Origin of the sequence: Nonomuraea sp. LP-02 (assembly GCF_036289125.1) — a bacterium.
Classification (GTDB): domain Bacteria; phylum Actinomycetota; class Actinomycetes; order Streptosporangiales; family Streptosporangiaceae; genus Nonomuraea; species Nonomuraea bangladeshensis.
Map to the genome: position 1 here is coordinate 6,705,098 of NZ_JAXCLK010000001.1, position 23,278 is coordinate 6,728,375.

The window sequence follows — 23,278 nt, forward strand, 5'->3', positions numbered from 1 at the left end:
CGGTTGTGCGATGGTTTATGGCGTGACGACACGATAGAACAATTTGGTCGGTAGTTCGCTCTGGCCAAGCCCTTCGTAGAACTGCTGCGCCTTAGCGTTATCTCGATCGGTGGTCCACTCGACTCGGCTGCACTCGTGCTCCGCCGCCAAAGTGAGGAGAGCGTTCATGAGCGCCGTCCCAACCCCTTGGCGCTGTGCTGACTCTGTTACATAGAGCTCTTTCAGATAAAGCGACCGTGTCAGCCCCACGGCTGGCCACAGGAACGAGTAGGACGCGACACCTACAAGCTCGTCGTCTCGCCAAGCGAGTAACGCGAAACCAGCGCGAGGGTCGGTGAAGAGGGCCTGCCGGACCTGTCGGGTACGAACCTCCACCGAGTCCAGCTCAGTCGCCCCGTAGTAGCGGTCCATCTCTTCCAACAGTTTCACGAGGGCGTTGATGTGGTCCGGGGTCGCTGGCGCTACCTTGATCGTCACGTTAGCTTGACTCCTCCTCAGTCGCTCGGCGACAAGAGCTCACGAAGCTGCCGCACGGCTGGTAGTGCCTTCTGCCTTTGCGGGATGACCTCGAGGACTTCCCGGCCGCGCAAGCTGATGATGCCCTGGCGTTGGTCCTTCGTGAGCGGGACGAGCGTAGCTGCCGCGTACTCCAGAGCACCAGCGCTGTCACCGTCACGCGCCAGGCACAGGGTTCTATCCAGTCCGATGAGGGCCCGATCAAGGTAGTCCGTCTCGGAGTACAGCTCGAGAGCGCGCTGCTGCGCCTGCCAGGCCGCTCTGGTGTTGCCGAGGTAGGTGTAGGCGTTGCCTCGGTGGAAGTAGAGCTGGGCCTCGTTGTAGCCGAAGGCGGAATCGTTGATTTCGTCGGAGCGTAGCGAGGTGAGGAGGTCTTCCGCTCGCGCAAGTGCCGCTCCAGCCTCGGCGGCGCGTGTGGGGCCGAGTGCGGCGTGCGCTCGGGCCTCCAGGGCGGCTGCGAGGACCGCGCCCACGGACGTGTTCACGAGTGACTGGGCGCCTCTGGCCACGTCGATGGCCTCCAGGTAATCGGTGGCGTAGAAGTGGCCGTATGCCTCCTGAGCGAGGACCCATGAGTAGGTCCATGGGTCCTCGGCCTCCTGCGCCGCCAGGCGCGCCGTACGAGCCCAGCGTCGGAACGCGGGGCGGTCGTCGAGCTTGATATGCGTGAGGCACATGAGTCCGGCCATGTGCGCCGCTGCCCGGGTGAGCCGGCGCTTCGTAGAGGCCGACCTGTGTTCCGCGAGGGCCTGGTGCAGGTCGGTGAGGTCCGCCGCCAGGTCGTGAACGAGGAGATTGGCCGGCCTGGTGTGAGCTGCTTGCCCGTAGAGCTGGACTGCGCGCTCCCAGTCGTCCAGCGTCGCGTTGCTCATCGTGCCCGCTGCCAGTACGTCGTCGAGGCGGTGGCGTAGGGTCTCGTACCCGGAGCCCCCGAAGAGCTCGCACTCGGACATATTGAGCACGAGAGCGCACAGTCTGCGATAAAACGGGCTTGCGTCATGTTTTCCCGCTTCCCATCCGTATATATTCTTCTTGAGGCTTTCGATCGACGGCAGTCGTGTCGGCTTGTGCTCATCCTTGGCCGCCGCCCTGATCAATTCACGGGCCAGGTCACTCTGGCTCCACCCGTGGGCTTCGCGCTCTTCGCGCAATCGGTTCGGCATCGGCTGGATCCTAGGGGCCATGACCAGGGACCTCGCAAGGGGGGAAACGAGGGGACATCCATTCGTTTCATAGTCTCTCGGCTTCCCGTGTGAGGAAATGGCCGATCGAATGGACACGTGTTTGCACTCGCGGAATGCGGTAACTGGCGATTCGTGCCGGCCGACGACGGGCATCGGATGTCGCGTGCGGGAGGCTTAGGCGAATTCTTCCCGCTGGACAGTATGGATGGTCGTCGGTCGACGCTTTGTGCTTTTCGCGGCATAAGTGTTCCCATCCGCGCGGCGCGAAGCGAGGCATGGGCGTCATGACTGATGTCAGTGGTCGGTCACGTTCTGCGGTGTCAGTGGCGGCAGATTTTGCCTGGGTGCCGCATGTGCCGCCTGGTGGTGACGTCGTCCGGGTCAGGCACACGGCATGTTGCGGTGCCTTCGAACTGGCGTCCCTCGGCGGGCAGTACTTCGTGTTGCGACCTGCTGAGGTGCCGGGCGAGTACGAGGAAATCGCTCGCGGCCGCTACATCGTGGCCGTTACCGCGTACGTCGCCTTGCTGAAGCAGCATCACGCCGAACACCAGGGCCGGGGGCAGGTGCGAAAGCACGACGAGCCCTTGGGACACCCGATATGAGCGCCGGTCCGCGTTGTTCGGTGTGGCTCGTAGACACCGAAGATCGGCCCGTCCAGCGTGAGCCACGCCTGCGCGAGGCTGCGGCAGCCGCCTCCCCTGACCACTCACGAAGCTCGAGAAGGAGTCATTCATGACAGACGACAGCAGCGAACAGGCCAGGGCCGCTGAGCTCAGAAACAGACTCGCGGACGAACTCGTCGCGGCAGGGCACATCAGGTCCGCGCAGGTGGAGGCGGCGTTCCGTACGGTGTCGCGGCACGCGTTCGTTCCGGCCAGTACGCCGCTGGAGATGACTTACGCCGCCGACAACGCCGTGGTGACCAAAAGGGACGCACACGGCATCGCCATCTCCTCGGTGAGCGCGGCCTACATCCAGGTGGCGATGATCGAGCAGGCCGAGCTGAGGTCGGGCATGAGCGTGCTGGAGATCGGCTCCGGCGGCTACAACGCGGCCTTGCTGGCCGAAGTCGTCGGAGCCGACGGCCAGGTGGTCAGCGTGGACATCGATCCGGAGGTGACCGATCGCGCGGCCGCGCTCCTGACAGCCGAGGGGTACGCCGATCGCGTCGAAGTGATCACGGCTGACGCAGAGAACGAGATTCCAGGGCATGGGCCGTTCCAGGCCATCATCGTGACCGTCGGCGCGTGGGACGTCTCTCCGGCCTGGCTGCGCCAGCTGGCGGCGGACGGGACGCTCGTACTGCCGCTACGGATGAACGGCGTCAGCCGCTCCATCGCCTTCGGCCGCGAGGGTGACCATCTGGCCAGCACCTCTGCGGTGGTATGCGGGTTCGTTCCGATGCAGGGTGCCGGGGAGCATGCCGACCGGGAGTTTCGGCTGCCAGATGCGCAGGGGCGCGTCGTCACGCTTCGGTTCGACGATGGAGCGCCTGACGACCCGAGCTTGTTGAATGGTGTCCTCGCCGGCAGACGTAGCGAGGCGTGGTCCGGCGTCACGATTGGGCACGGAGTGTCCTTCGCCGATCTGCACCTTTGGCTCGCGAGCTTCCTGCCTGGCTTCTGCAGAATGGCCGCCGACGAGGGGACCGAGCTCGCCCGGGAGCGCAAGACCTGGTTCCCGTACGCCGCGGTGCGCGGCGACTCCTTCGCCTACCTGTCGGTGCGGCCCCTGCCGCAGGGTGAGGGAGTCGAGTTCGGAGCCCGCGCCTACGGCCCGCACGGCGAGGAGCCCGCAGCCGCCCTGGTCGACCAGATCCGGGCGTGGGACGCGCACGCCCGGAATCGGTCGGACCCGACGTTCGCCTACTGGCCGACCGGCAGCGCCCCCGCCCATGTCGCCGAGAACGTGGCGGTCCTTCGCAAGACCCACGGTCTCGTCACGATCTCCTGGCCCAGAGACTGAGCCACCGCTCAGGGCCAGGCTGTCCACCCCACCCAACCGCAAATAGAAGGAGCACCCATCCCATGTCACCCTTGCTGGCTCTCGACCCCACCGAGGCCCTGGACCCCACGGAAGTGGTGGGTGAAGACGAGTTCGAGCTGGACATGCGCGTCGTGGAGGCGACGACGTCGCTCGTCGTCATGATGTGCGACACCAGCGACGGCTGCGGCAGCACCTGTAGCACCAGCGCGTGCAGCACCAGCTCGAACGACCCCTCCTGATCCCACCCCATCGCCGCCGGCGCCCGGACTTCTCAGAGGGCGCCGGCGGCGCAGCCCGTAGCCAGCACAGAAGGAATCACGGTGACCGTCCTCCCGCGGTACGAACACACGGGCCTGGTGATGGTGCGCGCGAGCACTGATCCAGGCGACCTCGAACTGCCGACGAACCTCGACCTGTCCGACGAGACAGCAATCGAGTACGAGGGCAGGACCTGGCTGGCGAGGGTCTGGGGACACGGCGACGTACGCGAGGCCCTGAAGATGGCCAGTCCGGTCCTGGTGAGTCGCATCGATCATTTGCTCGTCTGCGAGGACGCCGCTGCCGCCGATCTTCGACGAGCCGTCCTCTCTACCGTTTCGTATCTGCTGCGCTGGCAGCGACGTGCCACCCCCTTCGGGCTGTTCGCCGGAGTGGCCACGGCCGCTGTTGGACCTGCGAAGGCCAAATTCGGAACGCGACATCGTGTCCATTCCCGGGTCGACGCCGAATGGCTCACAAGCCTTATTGATCAGACCGAACGACATCCTGGCCTGCGACCTCGCCTGAAAGTGGCCGCCGACAGCGCCGGCATCGTCCGCGACGGTCGCTTTATCGTGGCGGCACGCGCAGAGATCGGTGCGCGCACCCCCGGGCCCCTTCGTGAGGTGTCCGTGCGTTTGACCCGGCCTGTACGGCTCGCCCTCGCAGCCGCCGCCCAACCCATCCGGTTCGACGAACTCGCCCGTGAACTGACCGCGCACTTCGCCGCCACCCCGGCGGAAAGGATCCTCTCCCTGCTGCACACCTTGGTCTACCAGCGCATGCTGATCACCAGCCTGCGCCCACCGATGACCGCGGTTGATCCCCTGCGGCACCTGATCGAAGCGCTGCGCGTCGCGGGCTGCCACGATCTGCCGGACATCTCGGAGCTGCTACACGCGCTCGAGAACATACACGAGCTGCTGACCCGCCACACCGGCATCACAGATCCGGTCGAGGCCGCCACCGTTCGCACCGCGGCCTGTACGCGGATGAGCGCCCTCGCCCCAGGCGCCGGACTGGCCACTGATGTGCGGCTCGATGCGACTATTGCCGTCCCCGACATCGTGCTGAAAGAGGCGGAGCTCGCCGCCACTGTCCTGCTGCGCCTGTGCACCGAGCCCTTCGGACGGACAACGTGGATGGACTACCACGCCCGGTTTCTCGCCCGGTACGGCCGCGGTGCCCTCGTGCCCGTACGAGAGCTGGTGGACGACTCCGGCCTCGGCTATCCCGCCGGCTACCTGGGCGCACCTCGTGCAAGGCCCGCCTGGCGCACGCTCACCGAGCGAGACGCCGTGCTTCTCCGACTCATTCAGGAAAGCACTCTTTCCCGATGCAAGGAGATCACGCTCACGGACGCGCACCTTGAGGCGTTGACCGTGGGGGACCACGTCACTGTCGTACCGCCGCGACGCGTCGAGCTGGGCGTGGCTTTGCACGCGGGGTCCACCGAAATGATTGACCGTGGCGAGTTCGAGCTGTGGATCACGGCCGCGCCGCGCGCTCACACCAGCATGGCCGGGCGCTTCGCCTACCTGCTCGATGACGACGACCGAGCCCGCCTCGCCGCCGGTTACCAGCACGCCGGGAACGACGTGGTGACAGTTCAACTGTCTTTCCCGCCCCGCCGGCCGCACAACGAGAACGTCGTACGCGTTCCACCACTCCTCCACGACACCGTCCACCTGGGCGAGCATGCCGAACGCGGAACGATCGACCTCGACGACCTGGGGGTCACCGCCGACGCCGCACAGCTGTACCTGGTGCAGCGATCCACTGGCCGAGGCGTGATGACCCAGATCCCGCACGCGCTGGACACCGTCGTACAGAGCCCGCCGCTGGCGCGGTTCCTCGCCGAGGTCGCCGAAGCCCGCAGCGCGGTCTTCTCGCCGTTCGCCCTGGGCGCCGCCCGTACCCTGCCGTACATCCCGCGCATCCGTTACCGGCGCACCGTCCTGTGCGCCGCCCGCTGGATCCTCTCCACCGCCGACCTGCCAGCCACAGGATCAGGCGCTCGCTGGGAGGGGGAACTTCACGCGTGGCGTGCACGGTGGCGCGTACCGGCGCGCGTGGTGCTGTGCCACGGTGAGCTGCGCCTTCCGCTCGATCTCGATCGTCAGATGGACCGCGTCGTGCTCCGCGCGCGGCTGGAGCGGGCAGAACGGATCGAGCTGCATGAGGACGCTCCGCTTGAGGCGCAGGGCTGGATCGGGCGTCCGGCCGAACTGCTGATTCCCATGACCGCGATCACGCCGCCCTCGCCCGTACTCCCCGTACTCCCCGTAACCACGCCCCCTGGAGCGGTCTACCGGCCGGGCACCCCCGAAGTGGTCCGCGCCCACCTGATCGGCAATCCCGCACGGTTCGACGACATCCTGGCGCGACACCTGCCCGGCTTCGTCGAGGAGGCGCTCGGCGGCCTTGTCGCCCGGTGGTGGGTGAGCCGTCACCGCGACATGATCCGCCTTGACGCCGACCAGCACCTCGCGGTCTTCGTACGCCTGGCCGATCGCCGCCAGCATGGAAAGGTCGCTAGGCGGCTGGCCGAGTTCGCCGAACGGCTCGAAGCACGTGGCCTGCTCGGGCAGCTCACCCTGGCCACCTACTACGAGCAGCCCGGCCGGTACGGGGAAGGCGAGGCGCTGCAGGCCGCCGAACAGGTCTTCGCCGCGGACACCATGGCCGCGATCGCGCAGATCACGGCAGCGGATGCTTCCGGCCTGCCTGGCCAGGCGCTTGCCGCCGCGTCGATGGCCCACTTGGCGGCGGTATTCGCTCCCGACGCCCCCTCCGGGTACCGGTCGTTGGTCCAGTGCCTGGAACGCGCGACAGGTCCTCTGGACCGTACCTTGCGTGATCACGCACTCCACTGTGGCGACTGCGGCTCCGTCCGAGCCCTGCAGGGAGGCGACCGCGTCGTCGCCGCGTGGCATGCACGCGAGGAAGCTCTCCGTACGTACCACCACATCCTGGCCGAACAACGCGACCCGGTCACGGTGCTGCGCGCCCTGCTGCACGAGCATCACGTACGAGCTCTCGGCGTCGATCCGGCATTCGAGCAGGTGACGGGGCGCCTGGCGCGTGCGGTCGCGCTACGCCGTCTGGCTCTGGCAGGTGCCCTGTGAGCTCGGAGACGTTGAACGCTGATGAGATGATCGCCCAATCGCTGTCGAGAGGAGCCGCCGGAGTAGCGCTGCTGCACATCGAGCGAGCCCTGTCCGGGACCGAGGATTGGCAGAACGTCCACGCCCACCTCCGGCAGGCCACATCCGGAAGGATCGTCGCCGCCGAACACGCCGGTCTGTACTACGGCGCACCAGCCCTCGCTTTCGTTCTGCACGCCGCGAGTGGGGACGGGAAACGTCGTTACCGCTCGACAGCGGCCAGGCTGGACGGGTTCGTGCTCAGGATCGCTTGCCTTCGCTTGGCGGCTGCCACAGCGCGCATGGACCGGGGCGAGCCGGCGACGTTCCAGGAGTACGACCTCTTCTCCGGGCTCATCGGGATCGCGGCGCTGCTGCTGCGCCGGATGCCGGAGAGCGACGTCCTGGCCCGCGTCTTGCAGCACTTGGTCCGGTTGACACATAGCCGCGTCGAGGACGGGATGGAGCTGCCCGGATGGTGGGTGCCACACGACCCTGATCCGATCCTGCCCACTCCCGATGGGCACGCCAACCTGGGGATGGCTCATGGTGCCGCAGGGCTCCTCGCCGTGCTCTCCCTGGCCGCTCGCCACGGCTGCGTCGTACGCGGGCAGCGTGAGGCTATCGGCTTCTTGCTGTCGTGGTTCAGCCGGTGGCGGCAGATTTCGGCGGACGGTCCCTGGTGGCCTCAGTGGCTAACCCGGGAGGACCTACGGTGCGGGCAGGTCACCCAGCCTGGCCCAGGCCGTCCTTCATGGTGTTACGGCGCACCGGGGATCACGCGCGCCCTCCAGCTCGCGGCCATCGCCCTTGGCGATCGAGCACGACACCGGGCGGTGGAGAAGGACCTGGCAGCGTGCCTGAACGCAGGACAACTTCGCCAGCTGAGTGACGTGGGCCTCTGCCACGGCCTGGCGGGGGTGTATCAGACTGCCTACCGGGCATCCCAGGACGCGCTCAGCGGAGAAATCGCAGCGCGCCTTCCCGAACTGGCCTCCCTCCTCATCGAGCAGGCCGCATCGAGCTGCGGCGCCGGCGCCGGTTTGCTGACTGGAGAGGCCGGAGTCCGACTGGCCATGGCAGCGACGCACACGCCTCCACGTTCGGGATGGGACTCATGTCTGCTGATCACCTGACCGCTGCCTCACCGGCGAAGATCGCCGCTGCCGTCCTCGCTGTGCTCTCGGGCTCGGACCTGGAGGACACGGCGGTGGGGATGGGCATGTCGGCCGTGGAGCTGGCCGACGCCGTCAGGATGTACCAGGCGGCCGGGCTCGCCGCCCTGGAGCAGCAGGCAGATGGCGAGTGGTACCAGCTCGCGATCGAGTTCGGGCACGGAAGCACGAGCGAGATGGTCGCTGCGACACAGCTTGGGCCCCGACTGGACCTTCTTCAATCGCAGGGTGTCGTGCAGGGCTGGTGGTTCCTGTACAAGCCGCCTGGCTGGCGGTTGAGGCTACGCACAGCGGATCACGCCGCTGTGGATAGGACGTTCCGCGACCTTGCCGAGGCGCGCGCGGTCGCTCGTTGGTGGCCCACCGTCTACGAGCCCGAGGCCTTCGCCTTCGGCGGGCCGGTCGGGGTCGACATCGTGCACGAACTGTTCTGCGCCGATAGCCGAGGCGTGCTGAACTACGCCCGCCAAGAAGCGCCCGGCTTGGGCCGCCGTGAACTGTCGCTCCTGCTGATCAATGTTCTGTTCAGAGAGGCAGGACTGGACTCGTTCGAGCGCGGTGACGTCTTCAGCCGGGTCGCCGAGATCCGTCCGGCGCCGCCCGCCGGCCACTTCGCGGCCATGGAGGCGCTGGCCCCGAAAGTACGCATTCTTCTGCAGGCGCCTCAACAGGCCGACCGTGAATTGCTCGCCGACACCATGGCGTTCGCCGAACCCTGGCTCGCCGCGTATGGAGTGGCCGGTCGCCGGCTCGGTGACGCAGCGGCGCGGGGGCGCCTCGATCGCGGACTGCGCGCCGTGCTCACCCACGTACTGATCTTCCATTGGAACCGGTTCGGGCTGCCTGCCACGACCCAGGGAGTCCTCGCCCGCGCGGCGAAGACCGCATTCTTGCCTCGGAGCTGAGCATGGACATCACGACACTGCACGCCGCCGTCCGCCGGTTCCCCCTCGTCGGCCGTCCCCGCCCGGCCTGCCCCTCGCTCCATGAGCGGGTAAGTGAGGTCGCTGACATCGCCGGGCAACAAGGCGAGAACGGCCTGCACCAGGCGGCCCATGCCCTGAACAAGGCGGCCTTGGTCGCCAGCGATTGCGGCCTGGGCGAGCTCGCCCGTGATCTGTGCTGGCAGCACATCAACACTTACCGACAGACCGGTGCGCCGCTGACCGTGCTGCACGCGAGGTACATGCTCGAACCCGTCCTCAACCTGGCGAGGCTACGGATCCGCGCCGAGAACGGCGACCAGGCACTGCGGCTTCTCGACGCGGTCCATCAGGCGGTGACCGCACACACCGACCTTGTGGTGGAGGGGCAGACCCTGCCCACTGCCGGCCTCGCTGGGACGCGACAAGAGCACCACAAGCTTCGCGAATGGGTGTGGCTGCAGATTCTCGCTGACGGCATCCGCGCACTGGCCATGGCCGGTCGCTGGGACGAGGCAGTCACGCATGCCAAGGTCCACAACGGCATCGGGGTCCACCTGATGGAAGGACGGCAGGCCGAAATCATCGCGCACTGCCTGCACGGTGCACCCCATGCCGCCCGAAACGTCCTGGAGGAGTGTGAGCTGACCGAATCCTGGGAGCGGCAGGTCGGAGCCTGCCTGACCGTGATGTGCTCGGGCGCGTCGGTCAACCGGGACATCCGGGCGATGGTGCAGCAGTTCCTCGGCAGCGAGCCAAGGCCGGGCTACGCCGTCTTCCGGGCCCGGTTCGGGCTGACCGTGGCCACCCTGGCCGGCGCCCTCGATGCGGCTACGGGGGACCGCGTGCTGGCTAAGGCCGCGACGGAGGCTCTCGCCTCGCGGGACGGGTACGCCGCGCGCGACGTACTGGGCCACCACACTGTCATGGACCTGGCCGGCAACCACCGCCGAGGGCTGTCCGAGCTGGTGGCCTCGGCTGGCCTCGGCAGCGGATCCCTCCCCGCGCCGCTGCTCGACTCGATCACCGCCTCGGTCAAACTCGCCAAAGAAGTGCTGGCCAGCTCTCTGTCCGCCACGGCCAGCCGTCGTGTCGCTCGTCCAGAAGCACCGCACGGTTTCCTGAGCGGTCCCGCACGTACTGGATGACTTGACCCTTCACGCGAAGTCGAGCGCTCATGGGGCCGGTCGTGTCCGCCCGGGTGCGACGGCCACCGACGACAGGAGGAACGCCGCGAATGATCGAAATACCGTACACACCGAAACGATGGGAATGGATGCGCTCGTCCGACCGCATGGATTGGCGAGCTGTGTTCCCAGGTGAACACGATCAGGTGGCTCGTGTGCGGCGCGTGGTTGAGGCGCTGTTCGATGGAACGGGCCGCGAGGACGATGCGGCACTCATCGTTTCCGAGCTCTCGACGAACGCCCTGCTGCACACCAGGTCCGGCCTCGCGGGAGGCTGTTTCGGGGTAGAAGTCCACCTCCCGGAGAACGGCCCGGCCTACCTCGGGGTGTGCGACCTCGGGGGAGCAGGCGTACCGCTGTTCGACCGTCGACCGACTGACGGGAAGCTGACGGTAGGCGGGTTCGGGCTCGCGATCGTCAGGGATCTCGTCGTGAAGCTCTCCCAAATCGGGACCCCGGCGACCGGGCACACGGTCTGGGTCCACCTCAACCTGGAAGCCAAGAACGTCGAGCGAACGGGAGCCGGAGCGGGATGAGAGGTCGGCCTGCTGCTATCAGGCCGACCTCGTCGTACCGAGAGATCCAACACGATGAAGGGCGAACTTTGGGCACCATGGACTTCGGGACCGTCCTGAACAGGCTCTACCCGTGGTACGACGGCGACGTACGCGCGCAGCTGTTCGCGCTGATGTGCGACGTGGCCTTCGTCTACGCGAGCAGCGACGAGATCGGCGACTTCAACCTCAGCCTCGACTGCGTACTTGAAGGCATCGAAGAGAACGTCCGCGAGATGCGGGTTGAGTACCACCTCGGCCCGCTGTCCCTGCTCCTGCCCGCAGCCAGCAGGTTGAGACTCAACGACGGTGCGGACGGTGGCGTCTGAAAACGGGATCGCGTGATTGATGGTGCCCGTCCGGTTCTCGGACGGGCACCTGTCTCACTAGGTTGTCACCCCACGCTGAGCGCTTCGGGACTGTCGGCATCGATGGCGATGAGGTGGGCATAGAGGAAAGCGCTGATGGCCTCGTACGCCTTGAGCTCGTTGGCGCGGTTGGTGAAGCCGTGGCCCTCGTCGGGATAGATGTCGTAGCGGACTTCGACGCCGCGTTCGCGCAGGCGGGTGACGATCTGGTCGGACTCGGCCTGGGGGACGCGCGGGTCGTGGGCGCCCTGGATGACGAACAGGGGAGCGGTGATGCCGTCGGCGTGTGTGACGGGGCTGCGCTCAAGGAGCTGTTCGGCGCAGGTGTCAGGGTCTCCGAGGACGGTTGCGACGAAGGTCTTCCAGGTGGGGGGTGACGCCTTGGCGAGGGTGACGAGGTTGCTGGGTCCGCAGATGGAGACGCCCGCGGCCCACGAGTAGGGCAGGCGGGCCAGGCAGGACAGGGCGGCGAATCCGCCGTAGGACGCCCCCATGACGGCGAGGCGGCTGGTGTCGGCCCAGTCGAGAGTTTGCAGGTACCGGATGCCGTGGTCCAGGTCGTCGAGGTCGATGCCGCCCCAGTCGCGGTAGATGAGCTTCTGGTGGGCGGTGCCGTACCCGGTTGAGCCGGCGGCGTTGGGCGCCAGGATGGCGATCCCCTGGTGGAGAAGGTGCTGGTAGAGGCCCGAGCGGGCGTAGATGGGGCGTTCCTGGGCTTCCGGGCCACCATGGACGGACAGCAGGACGGGGTGCGGTCCTGGGCCGTCCGGCCGGTAGAGCAGGGCGTGGACGTCGCGCCTGCCGCGGGCCGGGTAGGTGATCAGTTCGGGGACGATCGGGCTGATGACGCGCAGGGCCGCGGGGCGCGTGTCGGTGAGGTAGCGGAAGTCGTTGTGGGCCAGGTCCAGGACCGCGAGTTCGGCCGGCCGCGCTGCCGAGTCGATCAGGAGGACCGCGAAGGAGGCGTCCGGCGCCAGGGACAGCGCCGAGATGACGCCAGGTGGGATCTCAGGAAGCGGAAGCGGGGAGCCGTTGCGTTCGGCGTGCAGGCGAGAGCAGCCACCCTCGTTTACGGACCAGATGCGTACGCCTGCCGCGACGTCGAGAGTTTCGACATCCCAGTTCGGGTCGGCGATCGCGTGCAGGGACTTGGCATCGAGATCGTAGAAGGCGGCGGCGGTGAACTCGCTCCAATGGTCGGTGAGCAGGTGGAAGCCGCTGGAGTCCGGAGCCCAAGCACCGGGTTCGAAGACACCCTCGCCGAGGGCGGACGTCACGCAGACGGGCTTGGCGTCCGGGTCGTCCAGATCGGTGAGGTAGACAGCGATGTCGGTGTTGGAACGGAAGCCGGTCGACAGCAGCCAGCGGGCGTCGGGGGAGAGGCTGACGGCCTCGAACGCGACCCCTTCGGGCGGCGTGAAGCGGCGGAGCTCGCCGGTCGTCAGGTCATGGACGATGAGGTCCTGGGCTGCGGGATCGCGGTCGTTGGCGGTGTAGGCCAGGAAACGACCGGTGGGGTCGAAGGGCGACTCGGCCAAGATACGTTGGCAGTCCGGCCCTGAGCTGACCTCGCTCGGTTCACCGCCCTGCAGAGCGACCATGTAGATGCGGAACTGCTCGTCCCCGTTCTCATCAGCGGTGAAGACGAGCTGGCTGCCGGAGGGTGTCCAGGCGAACTGCCGTACCGTCCGGTTGTCGAAACCCGTCACCCGGCGCGGTTCGCCGCCGGCTGCGGAGACGACCCAAAGGTCGTAGTGGCCGGAGGCATGGCTGGAGTAGGCGACCAATCGGCCATCAGGGGACAGCGCAAGGGTGCGCTGGAATCGCTGCTGAGGTACGAAGTCCAGGTATCCGAGCATGTGACAGCCTCTCGAGTCAGTCGATCCAGCCGCGGCGTACCGCTGCGGCTCCTGCGGCGAAGCGGGTCTCCACACCCAGCTCATCGCGGATGGCGGTCCAGTGTCTGCGCATGGTGTTGACGCTGATGTCCATCCGCCGGGCGATCGCCTCGTCGGACAGTCCCTGGGTGAGCAGTTGCAGCACCTGCGCCTGTGCCGGCGTGAGCGGCCCGGCGGCCTTCGTACTGCCGAACGGGATCGCCTTCTCCCACAGCAGCTCGAAATACTCCCGCAGGGCGCCGACGATGACCGGCGAGCGTACGAGCAACGCCCCGCCCATTCCCGTGGGCGTGAGCGGAAGGAGTGCGACCGCCTCGTCCGCGAGCTTCATCTTCATCCCGATGCGGGGCAGCAGCCGCGCCTGCTCACCGGCGGCCACCGCGGCCTCGATCGTCTTCGCACCGATCGGATGCTCGGCGCAGCGGATCTCGTAGATGGCGCGGCACTGCACCTGGCCCTCGAACACCGGCAGCGGCGCGTACCCCGTGGTGTCCTCGACGGGCGCCTCCAGGACGTAGTTGTCCAGAGTGAGCCAGTCGTGCCGAGCGGCATTGATGAGCGCGTACGACAGGCGGCTGATCTCGTCCCGATCGGTGACGATCTGTACGAGCCTTTCCATCCCAGAGCTCGAAGACGACGCCGCGGTCTGATGGAAGTCGCTCAGCCGCTTGTGCCCGGCCAGCAGCCGCTCCTGATCGTTGACGAGACGGCGCGAGAGCTCCGACAGAACGCCCTGCAGCGCGAGCTCGGGCGGCGCGGGAACGAGACGCGGCGGCAACAGCGGACCGTCCGGCCGCAGATGCGCCATTCCGCGGGCGGTCAGCTCTGCCACCTGCTCGGCGCTTCCCAGCAGGGAAGCGGCGTCGCTCTCCGGGCAGCCGTCCTCCGCGAGCAGCTTCGAGTACGACGCGAAGATCTCGTCCGGCACAACGCCCGCCAGCAGGCGCTGTGCGTTGATCTGATTCTGCCCGTCCACTTACACCCCCCGGACAGAGGGTAGTGGCTTCGATGCTCACGGTGATGGTCCTTTGCGGGCCGTGTCGAGGGTGAGTGGTTCCGCGCGATGGTGGGTTTTCACCACCGGGTTTCGGGGCCCGTACCCCCGCTGTGCGAGGCGTTTCCGTGATCCTGGACGCCCTGCCCCTGGTCAGTAGACGCCGTGAAGAGTTTCAGGCTCTCTAATCCGATGCCGTGCGCGATCTGATCAGTGCGAACGCTCAAGAGCGGCAAGGGAGGCAGCATGCGGCGGCAGTTCGTTAGAACGACGGCGAGGGCACTGGCCAGACGATCGTGGGCAATGCGGAGCCTGGCCGGGCTCCTGGTGATGTTCGGCCCGTTCGGTTCGCGCAGCCGTACGGCACACCAACCCACCGACGTCCGTCCCGAGAAGGGGGCGGTTCCCGCGCTCGTAGGCCCACATGGTGCCCCGACGGTGCTTTCTCTCGCTGAAGCTCCCGCGTCGGAACCGGCCACCACGTCCACCAGGTCAACGGCCGTCCTGCACAACCCGGCAGCTGACCGGCGTGGCCTGATCCGCCTTGTGGGCCAGTGCGTCATCGAGGGGCGAAACCGTACGGCGGGCGGTTGGGGAACCGACACCTGGGCCTTCCTCGGCCTGCTCGCTGAGCACCGCTCCTCTCTGCTGACTAAGAGCGCGGCCAGCGACAAGCTCTGGCCAGAGGCCGAGGCCCCGCATGACCGGTTCGCCGGCCTGCTCAAGGCGACGCGGGCCAAGATGTGCGAGGCGCTCGGGATGCCCGGCAACTACGGGCGGATCGTCATCCAGTTCATGGGCAGCACCGGATACCGGATCAACCCTGACCTCTACACCTGCGACGTCTGGCAGATACGCGACCTCCTCACCGCCGCGGCTCGGGCCAAGGGCCCGGAGAAGGCCGCGGCGCTGATCGCCGCTGCGGACTTTTACCCCGGCCCTTACCTCCCCGGCGTACCGCATGGCTGGGCGCGGAACGCGGCGGACGCTCTGAACCGTGCCGTCGTCCAAGCCCTCGCCCAGCTCGCCGATCTGGAGGAGCAGCCCGAAGCCGAGATTGCTTACCTCGAACGCGCCACTGAACTCGACGGCGTCGCCGAACATCTGTACCGCAGGCGAATGGAGGTTTATGCCCGCCTCGGCAGGCTCCAAGCCATTCACTACTGCTATGACGAACTTCGCGAACGGCTGCGTGCCCGAGGTAGAAAACCATCTCCGCAAACAGAGCAGCTCTATCGCGGTGTTACTGGCTTCGTGTGAGCAGCTGAGCCGTCGGAATGGCTCTTGTCGATGACTTGACGACAGGCGCTGAGGTGGGTCCTCATATAACCCGTGCGTACGCGCACGCACAATTGAAAGGGGGTGCGCCCATGCGTTTATTACAGGTTGAACCGGAAGGGTCGCCGAGGTAAGTAATTTCGGTGGCTCTGGTGCGCCTCACTGCCGGTGCCAGTGAGGCGCACAGGCATCCGGGGGCGAAGAACGCCTCGCAGTGGCGTGCATGCCGCAGTACGCGACTGCGAGGCCGCCCTGCGGCGTGGCCACCTGACCTGGCGTGCACCAGGCCACGCCGGTCTTCACGAGAAGTGGGACCAACCGGCTGCTATCCGGTTGGTCCCACCCCCTCAGACTATGGGCAAGCCCACCGTGAGGAGCCCGGCTTTCGGAGGCGGGAAGCCCTCGTTGCGCGAACTTTGCGCTCTGTCGCTCGGGCCGCCGGTCGGTGTGCCGATCGCCCTACCGTTCGGGCCGCCGCCTTGACAGGTACCCCGCACCGGCGAGCGTGCGCAGGTGGATGGGGCCGCACGGGCTACCGGTGGCTCCCCCGACTCGCCTTACGAGTCGAATACTCGCCATGAAGCGAACCTTGATTGTTCTGACCCATCAATGAATACCCTATGGCTCCGCTCAACAACTCGTAAGTCCAACTATTCCTGTTCGGCTCTTTGCGTTGCCCGTTGAGCTGCAAGGCCCTAACCGATTGAGGTATGAGAATCGGCGGTGATTCGTTGCCTGGCCAGACGGTCGCGAGTCATTTATTTTTACCTGCGCACGGCCGGATCGGCTTGCTTCGCATTCGGGGTCGAGAAATAGTCGTCATGTACGAACGAATTGGCCCCAGGGTAATTCCGGGGTCGCATCCCAGGTCAAGGAGAAAAGAAATGACGACGAACACGGTGGCCGAGAAGGCCGACACCACGGCCGAATTTCGACCCGAAGGCACGGCGGCCAAGGTGTGGGAGGCGCTGACCGCCGCCCCGGCCGCATCCGTCACGATGATCGCCGAGGCGGCCGGTGTCTCGCGGCCGACCGCGACCAAGGCACTAACGGCGTTCGCCGAGGCAGGCCGCGCCATCCGCACCCCCGGCGGGCGTTCCGAGGAAGGCCGCGCCCTGCCGGACACGTGGTCTCCGATCCTCGCCGACGATGCGCGTGATCAGGATGGCGACGTCCCTCCAGACACGACCGCTGACGCCGCCGTAACAGCAGACGAGAGCAACGAGCCTCCGACGGCTCCGGAAGCCTCCGACGCCACCACTGAGGACGCCCCGGCACCCACAATGTCTCTCACAGACGCCATGCGCATCCTCGAACAGGAGGCCGACCGTCGCGCGGCGGCCGAGGTCGAGCTGGCCCGTGCCCAGGCCGAGGAGGAAGCCCGCCGCCAGCAGGCCGCCGAGACTTTGGCTAAGGCCCGCACGATCGAAGACATGCGCCGCGCCCTGACCGACCTGCTCAATGCCGTGACCACCACGTACGCAGCCCTGCTGTCTGATGACGACACGGCGTTCAGCACCGGCCTGGAGGCCATCTACGGCGGTACGGCAGACGTACGAAAGGCCACCCGCACTACCCAGCCCAAGGCCACCACCGGGTGGGGTTCCTCGCGGGATGGGGACCGTAACGCACCCCGGCCCCTGCGCCCGGACGTCGTCGCTCACCTGACGAAGTACCCCGACCTGACGTTCACCGCTAACGAGATCGCGAAGGTGCTCGGCCGTTCCTCCGGGGCGGTCGCCAACGCTCTGGACACCCTCGCCCGTAACGGCGAGGCCGAGCTCGTCAGCGAGCGCCCCAACCGCTTCCGCGCGGCCAAGCCTCAAAACGCCTAGCCAGGGCCCCAACGTCCCTGGCACGAGAGGAGAAACCATGTCCGATGAGATGTTCACCCTCCTGGGGTGGGCATGGGATGTAGACCTGGCCACCTGCCTGGCCCGACGCCACCCAGTACGCCCGGCTGCTATCCGGACGTTGACCGGCGTCAAGGACCTCATCCGCATCGACCCCAAGCACGCCGCGACGGTCGACCTGACCAAACCCATCCTGGTCGTCCCGCTCCCGTGCGCGCTGCCTCCCGGCAACCGCCTGGTGATCGACGGCTGGCACCGCATACACCGCGCCCTCGACCTGGGAATGGAGAAGCTGCCCGCGATCCTCCTGGACCCGGCCGACGAGCGCACCTGTCGCCTACGAGGCGGCGACATCTGATACACGGTGCACGAGGGCGGGTGGGGTGGCCATGGCCGCCCCACCCGCCTCATGGTTGAGCCGAGCTACTGCGGTCGGGGTCGAGACGTCGGGGCGCGGAGACATGCGGATGCTCGCGGGCGAAGAGCGCGCCGAGAGCTGCGGCGAGGAGGGGAATACCGATCACGATGGCTGTGATCGCCGGCCAGGGCGTCTCGAATGGCACCCGTGCTGGTTCCTCCCATGTGGTACGCATCGTCAGGGGCCACAGCAGGAGCATCCCGGCGGGGCACCCGATAACGGCGCCGAGGACTGTTCCGCACAGAGCGCTTATGCCGGCGCGGCAGGCGCAGAACCACCGGAAGGCCGAGGCCGATCCACCGGCCCGTGTCATGACACGTGCCTGGCGTGAGTTCGCGTCCTGGCCGAAGCCGGACGTCAGCGCGCACACGAGAGCGGCAAGGAACGCTGCCACAGCGACGGGCAGCCACCCGATGGAAGCCTCGAAGCCCCGTTCGACGTGGGTCTCCGCAATCGCGTCGTCCAGTCGATCGTCGAGGCGCTGTTGCTCCTGGGCTGTGACCCGGTGAAGGGTGGGGTCGATGATCAGCTCGCTGGGCTGGAGCTGATAGCCGAGATCTCGGACGATTTTCGAGGGGACGAAGATCGTTTCCATGTGAGGGTCGGAGGTCCTGGCGGCGATCGCTCGGACGGTCTTGCTCGCCGTGGTTTCATCGTCCTTGTCGATTTCATAGGCGAGGGTCACCGAGTCGACTTTCACGCTGGCCGATGTGATCACCACGGCCGTGCCCTCGTCGTACGGCGTCGACTGATCGCCCGTGAGGTAGCGCAGCAGTTTCTCATCACCGATGGCCTGATCCCAGTAGACGGCCTCCTCCGGTATCTCGACGTCGTCCGCCTCAGCGCGGAAGTACCACAATGAGTCCGCGACGGTCTCGCTCTGGGCGATCGGCACGCCGGGCAGTTCCCGCTCCATCGTCGCTCGTACGGCGGCCGCGTCCGCGGCGGAGAAAGACCTTGTGAACATAGAGCTTGACTGGACCAATAAGCTGCCCGGCCTTCCGCGGGGAAGGTACTCGGCCCTGCTCTGCGCCGTTTCACCGACCGCGATGACCGTCAGCGCGAGGCCGAAGGCCGTCGCTATCATCGCCAGCGTGATCGCGAGCACCGCAGAGGCCCGGCGGCGGGCCAGATCACGGACCGCCAGGCGAAGAGGCGGCGGCAGTCGTTCTGCGAACGGACCGAGGACCTCCAGCAGCCACGAAGGCAAGGGGCCGAGCCCGGCGGCCAGCAGACCCGCGCCGACGAGGATGATCAGCAGAAACCCGAAAAATTCGAAGGCGCCGTACCGTGAATCCTCCCGCGCCGACCACGCGCCGAGCCCCATCAACCAGACGCCCGCGAATGACGTGAAGAGTCCCAGGACGACGACTCTTCGGCTCACGAATTCGTGGCGGTTGGGCGGGGCGGAGAGCAATGCGGCAGGAATGGCGCCCACCGCGGTCATGAGGGGAAGGCCCACGAGCACGGCGACGATCAGGAACCCGAGCGCGTAGAAAACAAGATCGAAAGACATGGCGGAATAGTAGTGAGCCGCCACGGTGGCGTACATGTGCCCGTCACGCAGGTGCGGGTCTTGCGACCGGCCTGGGTCCCCGCGCACGTGGCCCGCCCGGGCATGGCAGACAATGGCAGTTCCCGCTAACCGAAATCCCTCATGAGCGATTCCGTTCATGGCATCGTGCGCGCCTCAGCACTACGGGCCAGGAGTGAGTCGTACCTCGAAAAGGCCATGTCGGTGCAAGTGCTTGGGATGCCACGATGTGCAGCATCCGCAGGTGGCGAGCGGCGCGGCCTTGATTCAGCCGCTTGGACGGGCGTAGCCGATGAGGTCATGGCGGGCGGTGTAGTGGCTGATGCGGACGCGTAGGCCGGTGCGAGGAGCCTCGATCATGCGATCCGAGTCAAGGACGAGGCCGACATGTCCCGGACGGCCGGGGCCTCCGCCTGAGCCCTGGAAGAACACGAGATCGCCGGGTGCCTGGCGGCCGGGCGGGACATGGGGGATGGCCTGCCACTGCTCCTCGGCGGTACGAGGAAGGGCAATTCCGGCTTGGTGCCAGGCGTAACGGACAAGGCCAGAGCAGTCGAAGCCCGTCACCTTCGCCCCCAGTCCCATCCCTGTGGTGGGGCCATCGAGGCCGCCCCCTCCGTAGGAGTAGGGAGTGCCGAGCCAACGGGACGCCGCCGCCACCGCAGTCGAGCCGCGTTCCGACCCGCTGACGAGGAGGGGCGGGCAGGCTGTGGCGTAGGAGTCAGCGATGCGTAGGACCCTGGCGACGTAGGCGGGATCGTGGTTGTAGTGCAGGAGAGCCTGGTCGAGGCGGGTCGGTGCGCCGCTGACGCGGAGGTAGCTGGCTGCGGCGGGGATGGCGTCGGCGGGGTCGTAGATGTCTTCGGTACCGTCCGCGTTGCCGTCCATACCGAAGGACTGCCAGGTGGCCGGCATGAACTGCATGGGTCCAGCTGCTCCGGCGAGGTTGGTGCCGGTGGTGACGCCGGGCCCGATGCCTCGGCCGTGGTCGGATTCGGCCTTGCCGACCGCAGCCAGGACGGTCCAAGGGATGCCGTGGCGGGCGGCGGCCTGCTGGTAGAGCTCGAAGTAGTGGGGCGGGATATCGGTGGGCGCGGACGTACCGCAGGAAACGCTCGGAGCGTCGTAACCAGGTAGCACGGTAGCGATGACGCTGAGAAGGACGGCGATCAGGGCGAGCGCCCCGATCGCAGTGGCCGTGACGATCGGCATTACGCGGGGACGTGGTTGGGGCCGGTGGCGTCCGTGGGACCCCACGCGTCCCGTAGGGCGATCAGGCGGCGGCGGGGGCCGGTGGATCCGGCTGGTAGCCATACGGGCCCGGCGGGTCCGTCAGGGGCCGTCGCGGGTGTGTGGACGGCCGTGGCCACGGGCACGTCGGGGGCCACCAGGAACTTGCAGAAGTTGGCTTCGCGGGTGGGGCTCGGGAGCCACAAGAGCACGGGCGTGCTGATGCCGGTTGCTTCGGCCAGGGCGGCGTACCCGTCGAGTTTGGCCAGGACGCGGGACAGCGGTTCGGTGCCGGTGTCGTGTTCCAGGAAGAAGTCGATGGTGTCCGGCTGGCCGGTCGAGGAGGGCTCGCTCCAGCGGCCGAAGGCGTCCGGCCGGGCGAGGTCGCCCCACAGGGCGGTGCACCGGCGTTCGGGCCACCATTCGGCGACTTCGGATCCGTCAGCTCTGCGGCGGGCCGTGGCGTGGAGCTGGGCGAAGAACTCGTTCACGCCTGCCTGGTGCATCAGCCGGGAGGAGAAGGCGATCGCGCCGGCCGAATCGGGGCGGTAGCGGAGCTCAGCGGGAGTGATGCCGCGCTGGGCGGCCAGGTGATGGGCTCCGGTGGTGCCGAGGATCCAGTGCCAGGGGCGGCTCCCGGTAGGGGCCCAAGGTCGGAAGCGGTCCAGGGCGCGTAGTTCGTAGAGGTCCAGGAGGCGATGGCGGGCGCGGTGGACGCTGGGGAAGAAGATGGCGGTGAGCTGGTCGGTGGTGAGGACGCGGTGTTCCCATACGGCGTCGAGGATCTCGGCGTCTCGCGGCGTGAGGCGTTCGGCGAGGCCGGCGACGAGGGCCTGGCCGGCGCGGGCGCGCGGGTGCCGGGAAGGAAGCAGGCGGCGGGGTGAGTTCGGCCGGGTCATGGAGTGCCCTCCTCGTGGGTTCGGCGTGGGTCGGTCGGGATGCGGAGCTTCGGCTTGCTCGCGGTGGCGGTCTCGGGACGGGCGAACGCCGCACGGGAGGCGGCCCGGACGGCTGCCTGTCGGCCAGGGATGGGATCGGGGAGAGGACGGGTGCGGAAAGTGAACGCCGGTGATGGGCCTCCCGCGCCGGTCATGATCCGTCCGGCCGCCTGGTACGCGCCCAGATGGGACAGGTCGTGTGCGGTGAGTACGGGGCCGACGTGGCGGGCGAGGTCGTGGGCGTCTTCCGGCGAGGCGGTGAAGTAGACCTTGTTGCGCGCGTCGGCGGAGACGGCTTCGCGGAGGTCTCTTGGGAGCTGGGACAGGTGCTGGTGGGCGAGCGTGAGCGAGAACCGGTACGCGCGGGCCTCGGCCAGGAGGTCGCTGACGGAGATGGGCATGTTGAGGAAGTTCTGGGCCTCGTCGATGTAGGCGGCGGCATCTCGGCGGTCGTGCTCGGGCAGGCGGACCCGGGGAGTGATGGCCTGCCAGGTGTGAGCCAGCAGGAGCGAGCCGAAGAGGCGCGAGGCATCCTCGCCGAGGACGCCTTTGGGTAGTCGGGCGAGGACCAGGCCGCCGGTGTCCAAGGTGCGGGCCAGATCGAACGTCGAGGCCCCGCCCGACAGGGCGTCGCGGACGAACGGGCGCAGGAGGACGGCGCGGAGCTTGTTCATGACAGGGCTGATCACCGAGGCGCGGGCGGCGGGTGACAGCTCGTCGTACGCGGACCAGAAGCCGCGCAGCAGCTCATCGTCGAGCTTGCCGACGATCCGGGCCCGGAACGGGGTGTCCGTGAGGAGCTTGGGTACGTCGGCGAGGGTCGCGCGGTTGCGCTGGGTCCGTACGAGGGTGAGGCAGGCCGAGCGCATGAGGTCGTCCAGCCGCGGGCCCCAGGACGAGGCGAAACAGCGGTGGAAGATAGTGACGATCGAGTCGACGGCGAACGCCGGGTCCGTTCCGGCGAGGACGTTGAAGCAGGGCGGATTACCGGGTTCGGCGGGGTCGAAGAGGACTGTCCGTTTGATGGCGCGTTCGGGCAGGCGGTCGAGTACATCGTCGATCAGGTCGCCTTTGGGATCGATGACGAGGACGCCTCGGCCGGCGTGGGCGTCGGAGAGGATGAGGTTGGCCAGGAAAGTGGACTTGCCGACACCGGTCTGGCCAAGGACGTGCAGGTGCTGGCGGGCCGACGCCACGGTGACCCCCACAGGGCGCAGATGCCCGGTCTCAGCGTCACCCAGGACCCGGACATCCTGGCCATACGTGGGGACGTCGGGCGCGGGCGGGACGGGCCGAGCTCCGGCTCGGGCGATGCCCGGTGCGGCCTGGTCGTAGGGCAGGTGGGCGAGCGCGGCCAACTCGTCGACGGCCAGCAGGTAGCCGGAGTTCATACGGCGGTTCGACATGCGACCGGGGAAGTCGAGGCCGCGCAGGCGGCGCAAGTACTGGTGGCCGGAGGAGTAAAGCGCGAAGGTGGCGGCGATCTCGTGGGCGCGGCCACGGAGCCGTTCGCGGGCGTCAGGCCGATCACTCGTGACGGCGTACGAGATCTGAACGGCGAAGCGCGGCTGGTTCGCCTTAGCGAGGACGGCCCGGATCTCCTCGGCACGCTCGGGGAACAACCGCGACAGCTCACCGGGCCGATCGCGGCCCAGACCGCCGGGAGTTACGACGTCGAACAGATCAGCCCGGAAGCTGCTGGACCTCCCGTTCCGCAACCCTGAAGCGGCGCGGTGAGCGGCTGACAGCCGCCGCCCCGTCACCGGGCGGACCAGGACCTGGACGGCGGCATGCTCACCTTGCCGCAACCCCGAAAGCGCGCCGAGGAGCGCGCG

At 67.7% G+C, this 23,278-nt stretch carries 20 protein-coding genes; 12 read left to right on the forward strand and 8 right to left on the reverse strand.

What is annotated here, in order from left to right; translation table 11 throughout:
- Positions 1 to 15 precede the first annotated feature (15 nt).
- Positions 16 to 477 (reverse strand): GNAT family N-acetyltransferase, encoded by a 462-nt coding sequence (locus SMD20_RS31590; protein ID WP_329588340.1) that lies wholly within the window; start codon positions 475 to 477, stop codon positions 16 to 18.
- A 17-nt stretch (positions 478 to 494) separates the two neighbouring features.
- Positions 495 to 1,679, reverse strand: coding sequence for a helix-turn-helix transcriptional regulator (locus SMD20_RS31595; RefSeq protein ID WP_329588342.1), 1,185 nt, complete (start codon positions 1,677 to 1,679; stop codon positions 495 to 497).
- Positions 1,680 to 1,975: 296 nt separating this feature from the next.
- On the opposite strand from SMD20_RS31595, the gene SMD20_RS31600 reads away from it, so the two are divergent.
- The 9 genes from SMD20_RS31600 (at position 1,976) to SMD20_RS31640 (ending at position 11,261) form a co-directional block, all read left to right on the forward strand.
- Entirely contained in the window at positions 1,976 to 2,305 is a 330-nt protein-coding gene (locus SMD20_RS31600) for a hypothetical protein (protein WP_329588344.1), read from the forward strand.
- A gap of 130 nt (positions 2,306 to 2,435) precedes the next feature.
- Positions 2,436 to 3,668 (forward strand): methyltransferase, FxLD system, encoded by a 1,233-nt coding sequence (gene fxlM, locus SMD20_RS31605; RefSeq protein ID WP_329588346.1) that lies wholly within the window; start codon positions 2,436 to 2,438, stop codon positions 3,666 to 3,668.
- A gap of 62 nt (positions 3,669 to 3,730) precedes the next feature.
- Complete coding sequence (locus tag SMD20_RS31610; protein ID WP_329588348.1) at positions 3,731 to 3,928, forward strand: FxLD family lanthipeptide; 198 nt, start codon at positions 3,731 to 3,733, stop codon at positions 3,926 to 3,928.
- Positions 3,929 to 4,009: 81 nt separating this feature from the next.
- On the forward strand, positions 4,010 to 7,075 hold the full coding sequence (locus SMD20_RS31615) for a lantibiotic dehydratase (protein WP_329588350.1): 3,066 nt from the start codon (positions 4,010 to 4,012) through the stop codon (positions 7,073 to 7,075).
- Positions 7,072 to 8,229: a lanthionine synthetase C family protein gene (locus tag SMD20_RS31620; RefSeq protein ID WP_329588352.1), complete on the forward strand. Its 1,158-nt coding sequence runs from the start codon at positions 7,072 to 7,074 to the stop codon at positions 8,227 to 8,229. Before SMD20_RS31615 ends, SMD20_RS31620 begins: the two co-directional genes overlap by 4 nt.
- A complete protein-coding gene (locus SMD20_RS31625; protein ID WP_329588354.1) occupies positions 8,211 to 9,173 on the forward strand; it encodes a thiopeptide-type bacteriocin biosynthesis protein in 963 nt (320 codons plus the stop codon). The genes SMD20_RS31620 and SMD20_RS31625 overlap by 19 nt, the downstream gene beginning before the upstream one ends.
- Before the next feature lie 2 nt (positions 9,174 to 9,175).
- A complete protein-coding gene (locus tag SMD20_RS31630; RefSeq protein WP_329588356.1) occupies positions 9,176 to 10,339 on the forward strand; it encodes a hypothetical protein in 1,164 nt (387 codons plus the stop codon).
- A gap of 89 nt (positions 10,340 to 10,428) precedes the next feature.
- Positions 10,429 to 10,914, forward strand: coding sequence for an ATP-binding protein (locus SMD20_RS31635; protein ID WP_329588358.1), 486 nt, complete (start codon positions 10,429 to 10,431; stop codon positions 10,912 to 10,914).
- A gap of 77 nt (positions 10,915 to 10,991) precedes the next feature.
- Complete coding sequence (locus SMD20_RS31640; RefSeq protein WP_329588360.1) at positions 10,992 to 11,261, forward strand: hypothetical protein; 270 nt, start codon at positions 10,992 to 10,994, stop codon at positions 11,259 to 11,261.
- 65 nt (positions 11,262 to 11,326) lie between these two features.
- Here the strand turns inward: SMD20_RS31640 and SMD20_RS31645 are convergent, their stop codons facing one another.
- Together SMD20_RS31645 and SMD20_RS31650 are read right to left on the reverse strand one after the other, a co-directional pair.
- Entirely contained in the window at positions 11,327 to 13,159 is a 1,833-nt protein-coding gene (locus tag SMD20_RS31645) for a S9 family peptidase (protein ID WP_329588363.1), read from the reverse strand.
- Between the two features lie 16 nt (positions 13,160 to 13,175).
- Positions 13,176 to 14,174: a helix-turn-helix transcriptional regulator gene (locus SMD20_RS31650; protein ID WP_329588364.1), complete on the reverse strand. Its 999-nt coding sequence runs from the start codon at positions 14,172 to 14,174 to the stop codon at positions 13,176 to 13,178.
- 321 nt (positions 14,175 to 14,495) lie between these two features.
- Between SMD20_RS31650 and SMD20_RS31655 the strand changes: the two genes are divergently transcribed.
- The 3 genes from SMD20_RS31655 (at position 14,496) to SMD20_RS31665 (ending at position 17,681) form a co-directional block, all read left to right on the forward strand.
- Positions 14,496 to 15,452 (forward strand): AfsR/SARP family transcriptional regulator, encoded by a 957-nt coding sequence (locus SMD20_RS31655; protein ID WP_329588366.1) that lies wholly within the window; start codon positions 14,496 to 14,498, stop codon positions 15,450 to 15,452.
- A 902-nt stretch (positions 15,453 to 16,354) separates the two neighbouring features.
- Entirely contained in the window at positions 16,355 to 17,305 is a 951-nt protein-coding gene (locus SMD20_RS31660) for a hypothetical protein (protein WP_329588368.1), read from the forward strand.
- A gap of 37 nt (positions 17,306 to 17,342) precedes the next feature.
- Complete coding sequence (locus SMD20_RS31665; protein ID WP_329588370.1) at positions 17,343 to 17,681, forward strand: hypothetical protein; 339 nt, start codon at positions 17,343 to 17,345, stop codon at positions 17,679 to 17,681.
- Between the two features lie 49 nt (positions 17,682 to 17,730).
- Here the strand turns inward: SMD20_RS31665 and SMD20_RS31670 are convergent, their stop codons facing one another.
- From SMD20_RS31670 to SMD20_RS31685, 4 genes are all read right to left on the reverse strand, one after another.
- Complete coding sequence (locus SMD20_RS31670) at positions 17,731 to 19,257, reverse strand: FtsX-like permease family protein (protein WP_329588372.1); 1,527 nt, start codon at positions 19,255 to 19,257, stop codon at positions 17,731 to 17,733.
- 285 nt (positions 19,258 to 19,542) lie between these two features.
- A complete protein-coding gene (locus SMD20_RS31675; RefSeq protein WP_329588374.1) occupies positions 19,543 to 20,487 on the reverse strand; it encodes a C40 family peptidase in 945 nt (314 codons plus the stop codon).
- Entirely contained in the window at positions 20,487 to 21,404 is a 918-nt protein-coding gene (locus SMD20_RS31680; protein WP_329588376.1) for a replication-relaxation family protein, read from the reverse strand. The genes SMD20_RS31675 and SMD20_RS31680 overlap by 1 nt, the downstream gene beginning before the upstream one ends.
- On the reverse strand, positions 21,401 to 23,065 hold the full coding sequence (locus SMD20_RS31685; protein WP_329588379.1) for a type IV secretory system conjugative DNA transfer family protein: 1,665 nt from the start codon (positions 23,063 to 23,065) through the stop codon (positions 21,401 to 21,403). The genes SMD20_RS31680 and SMD20_RS31685 overlap by 4 nt, the downstream gene beginning before the upstream one ends.
- Positions 23,066 to 23,278: the final 213 nt, after the last annotated feature.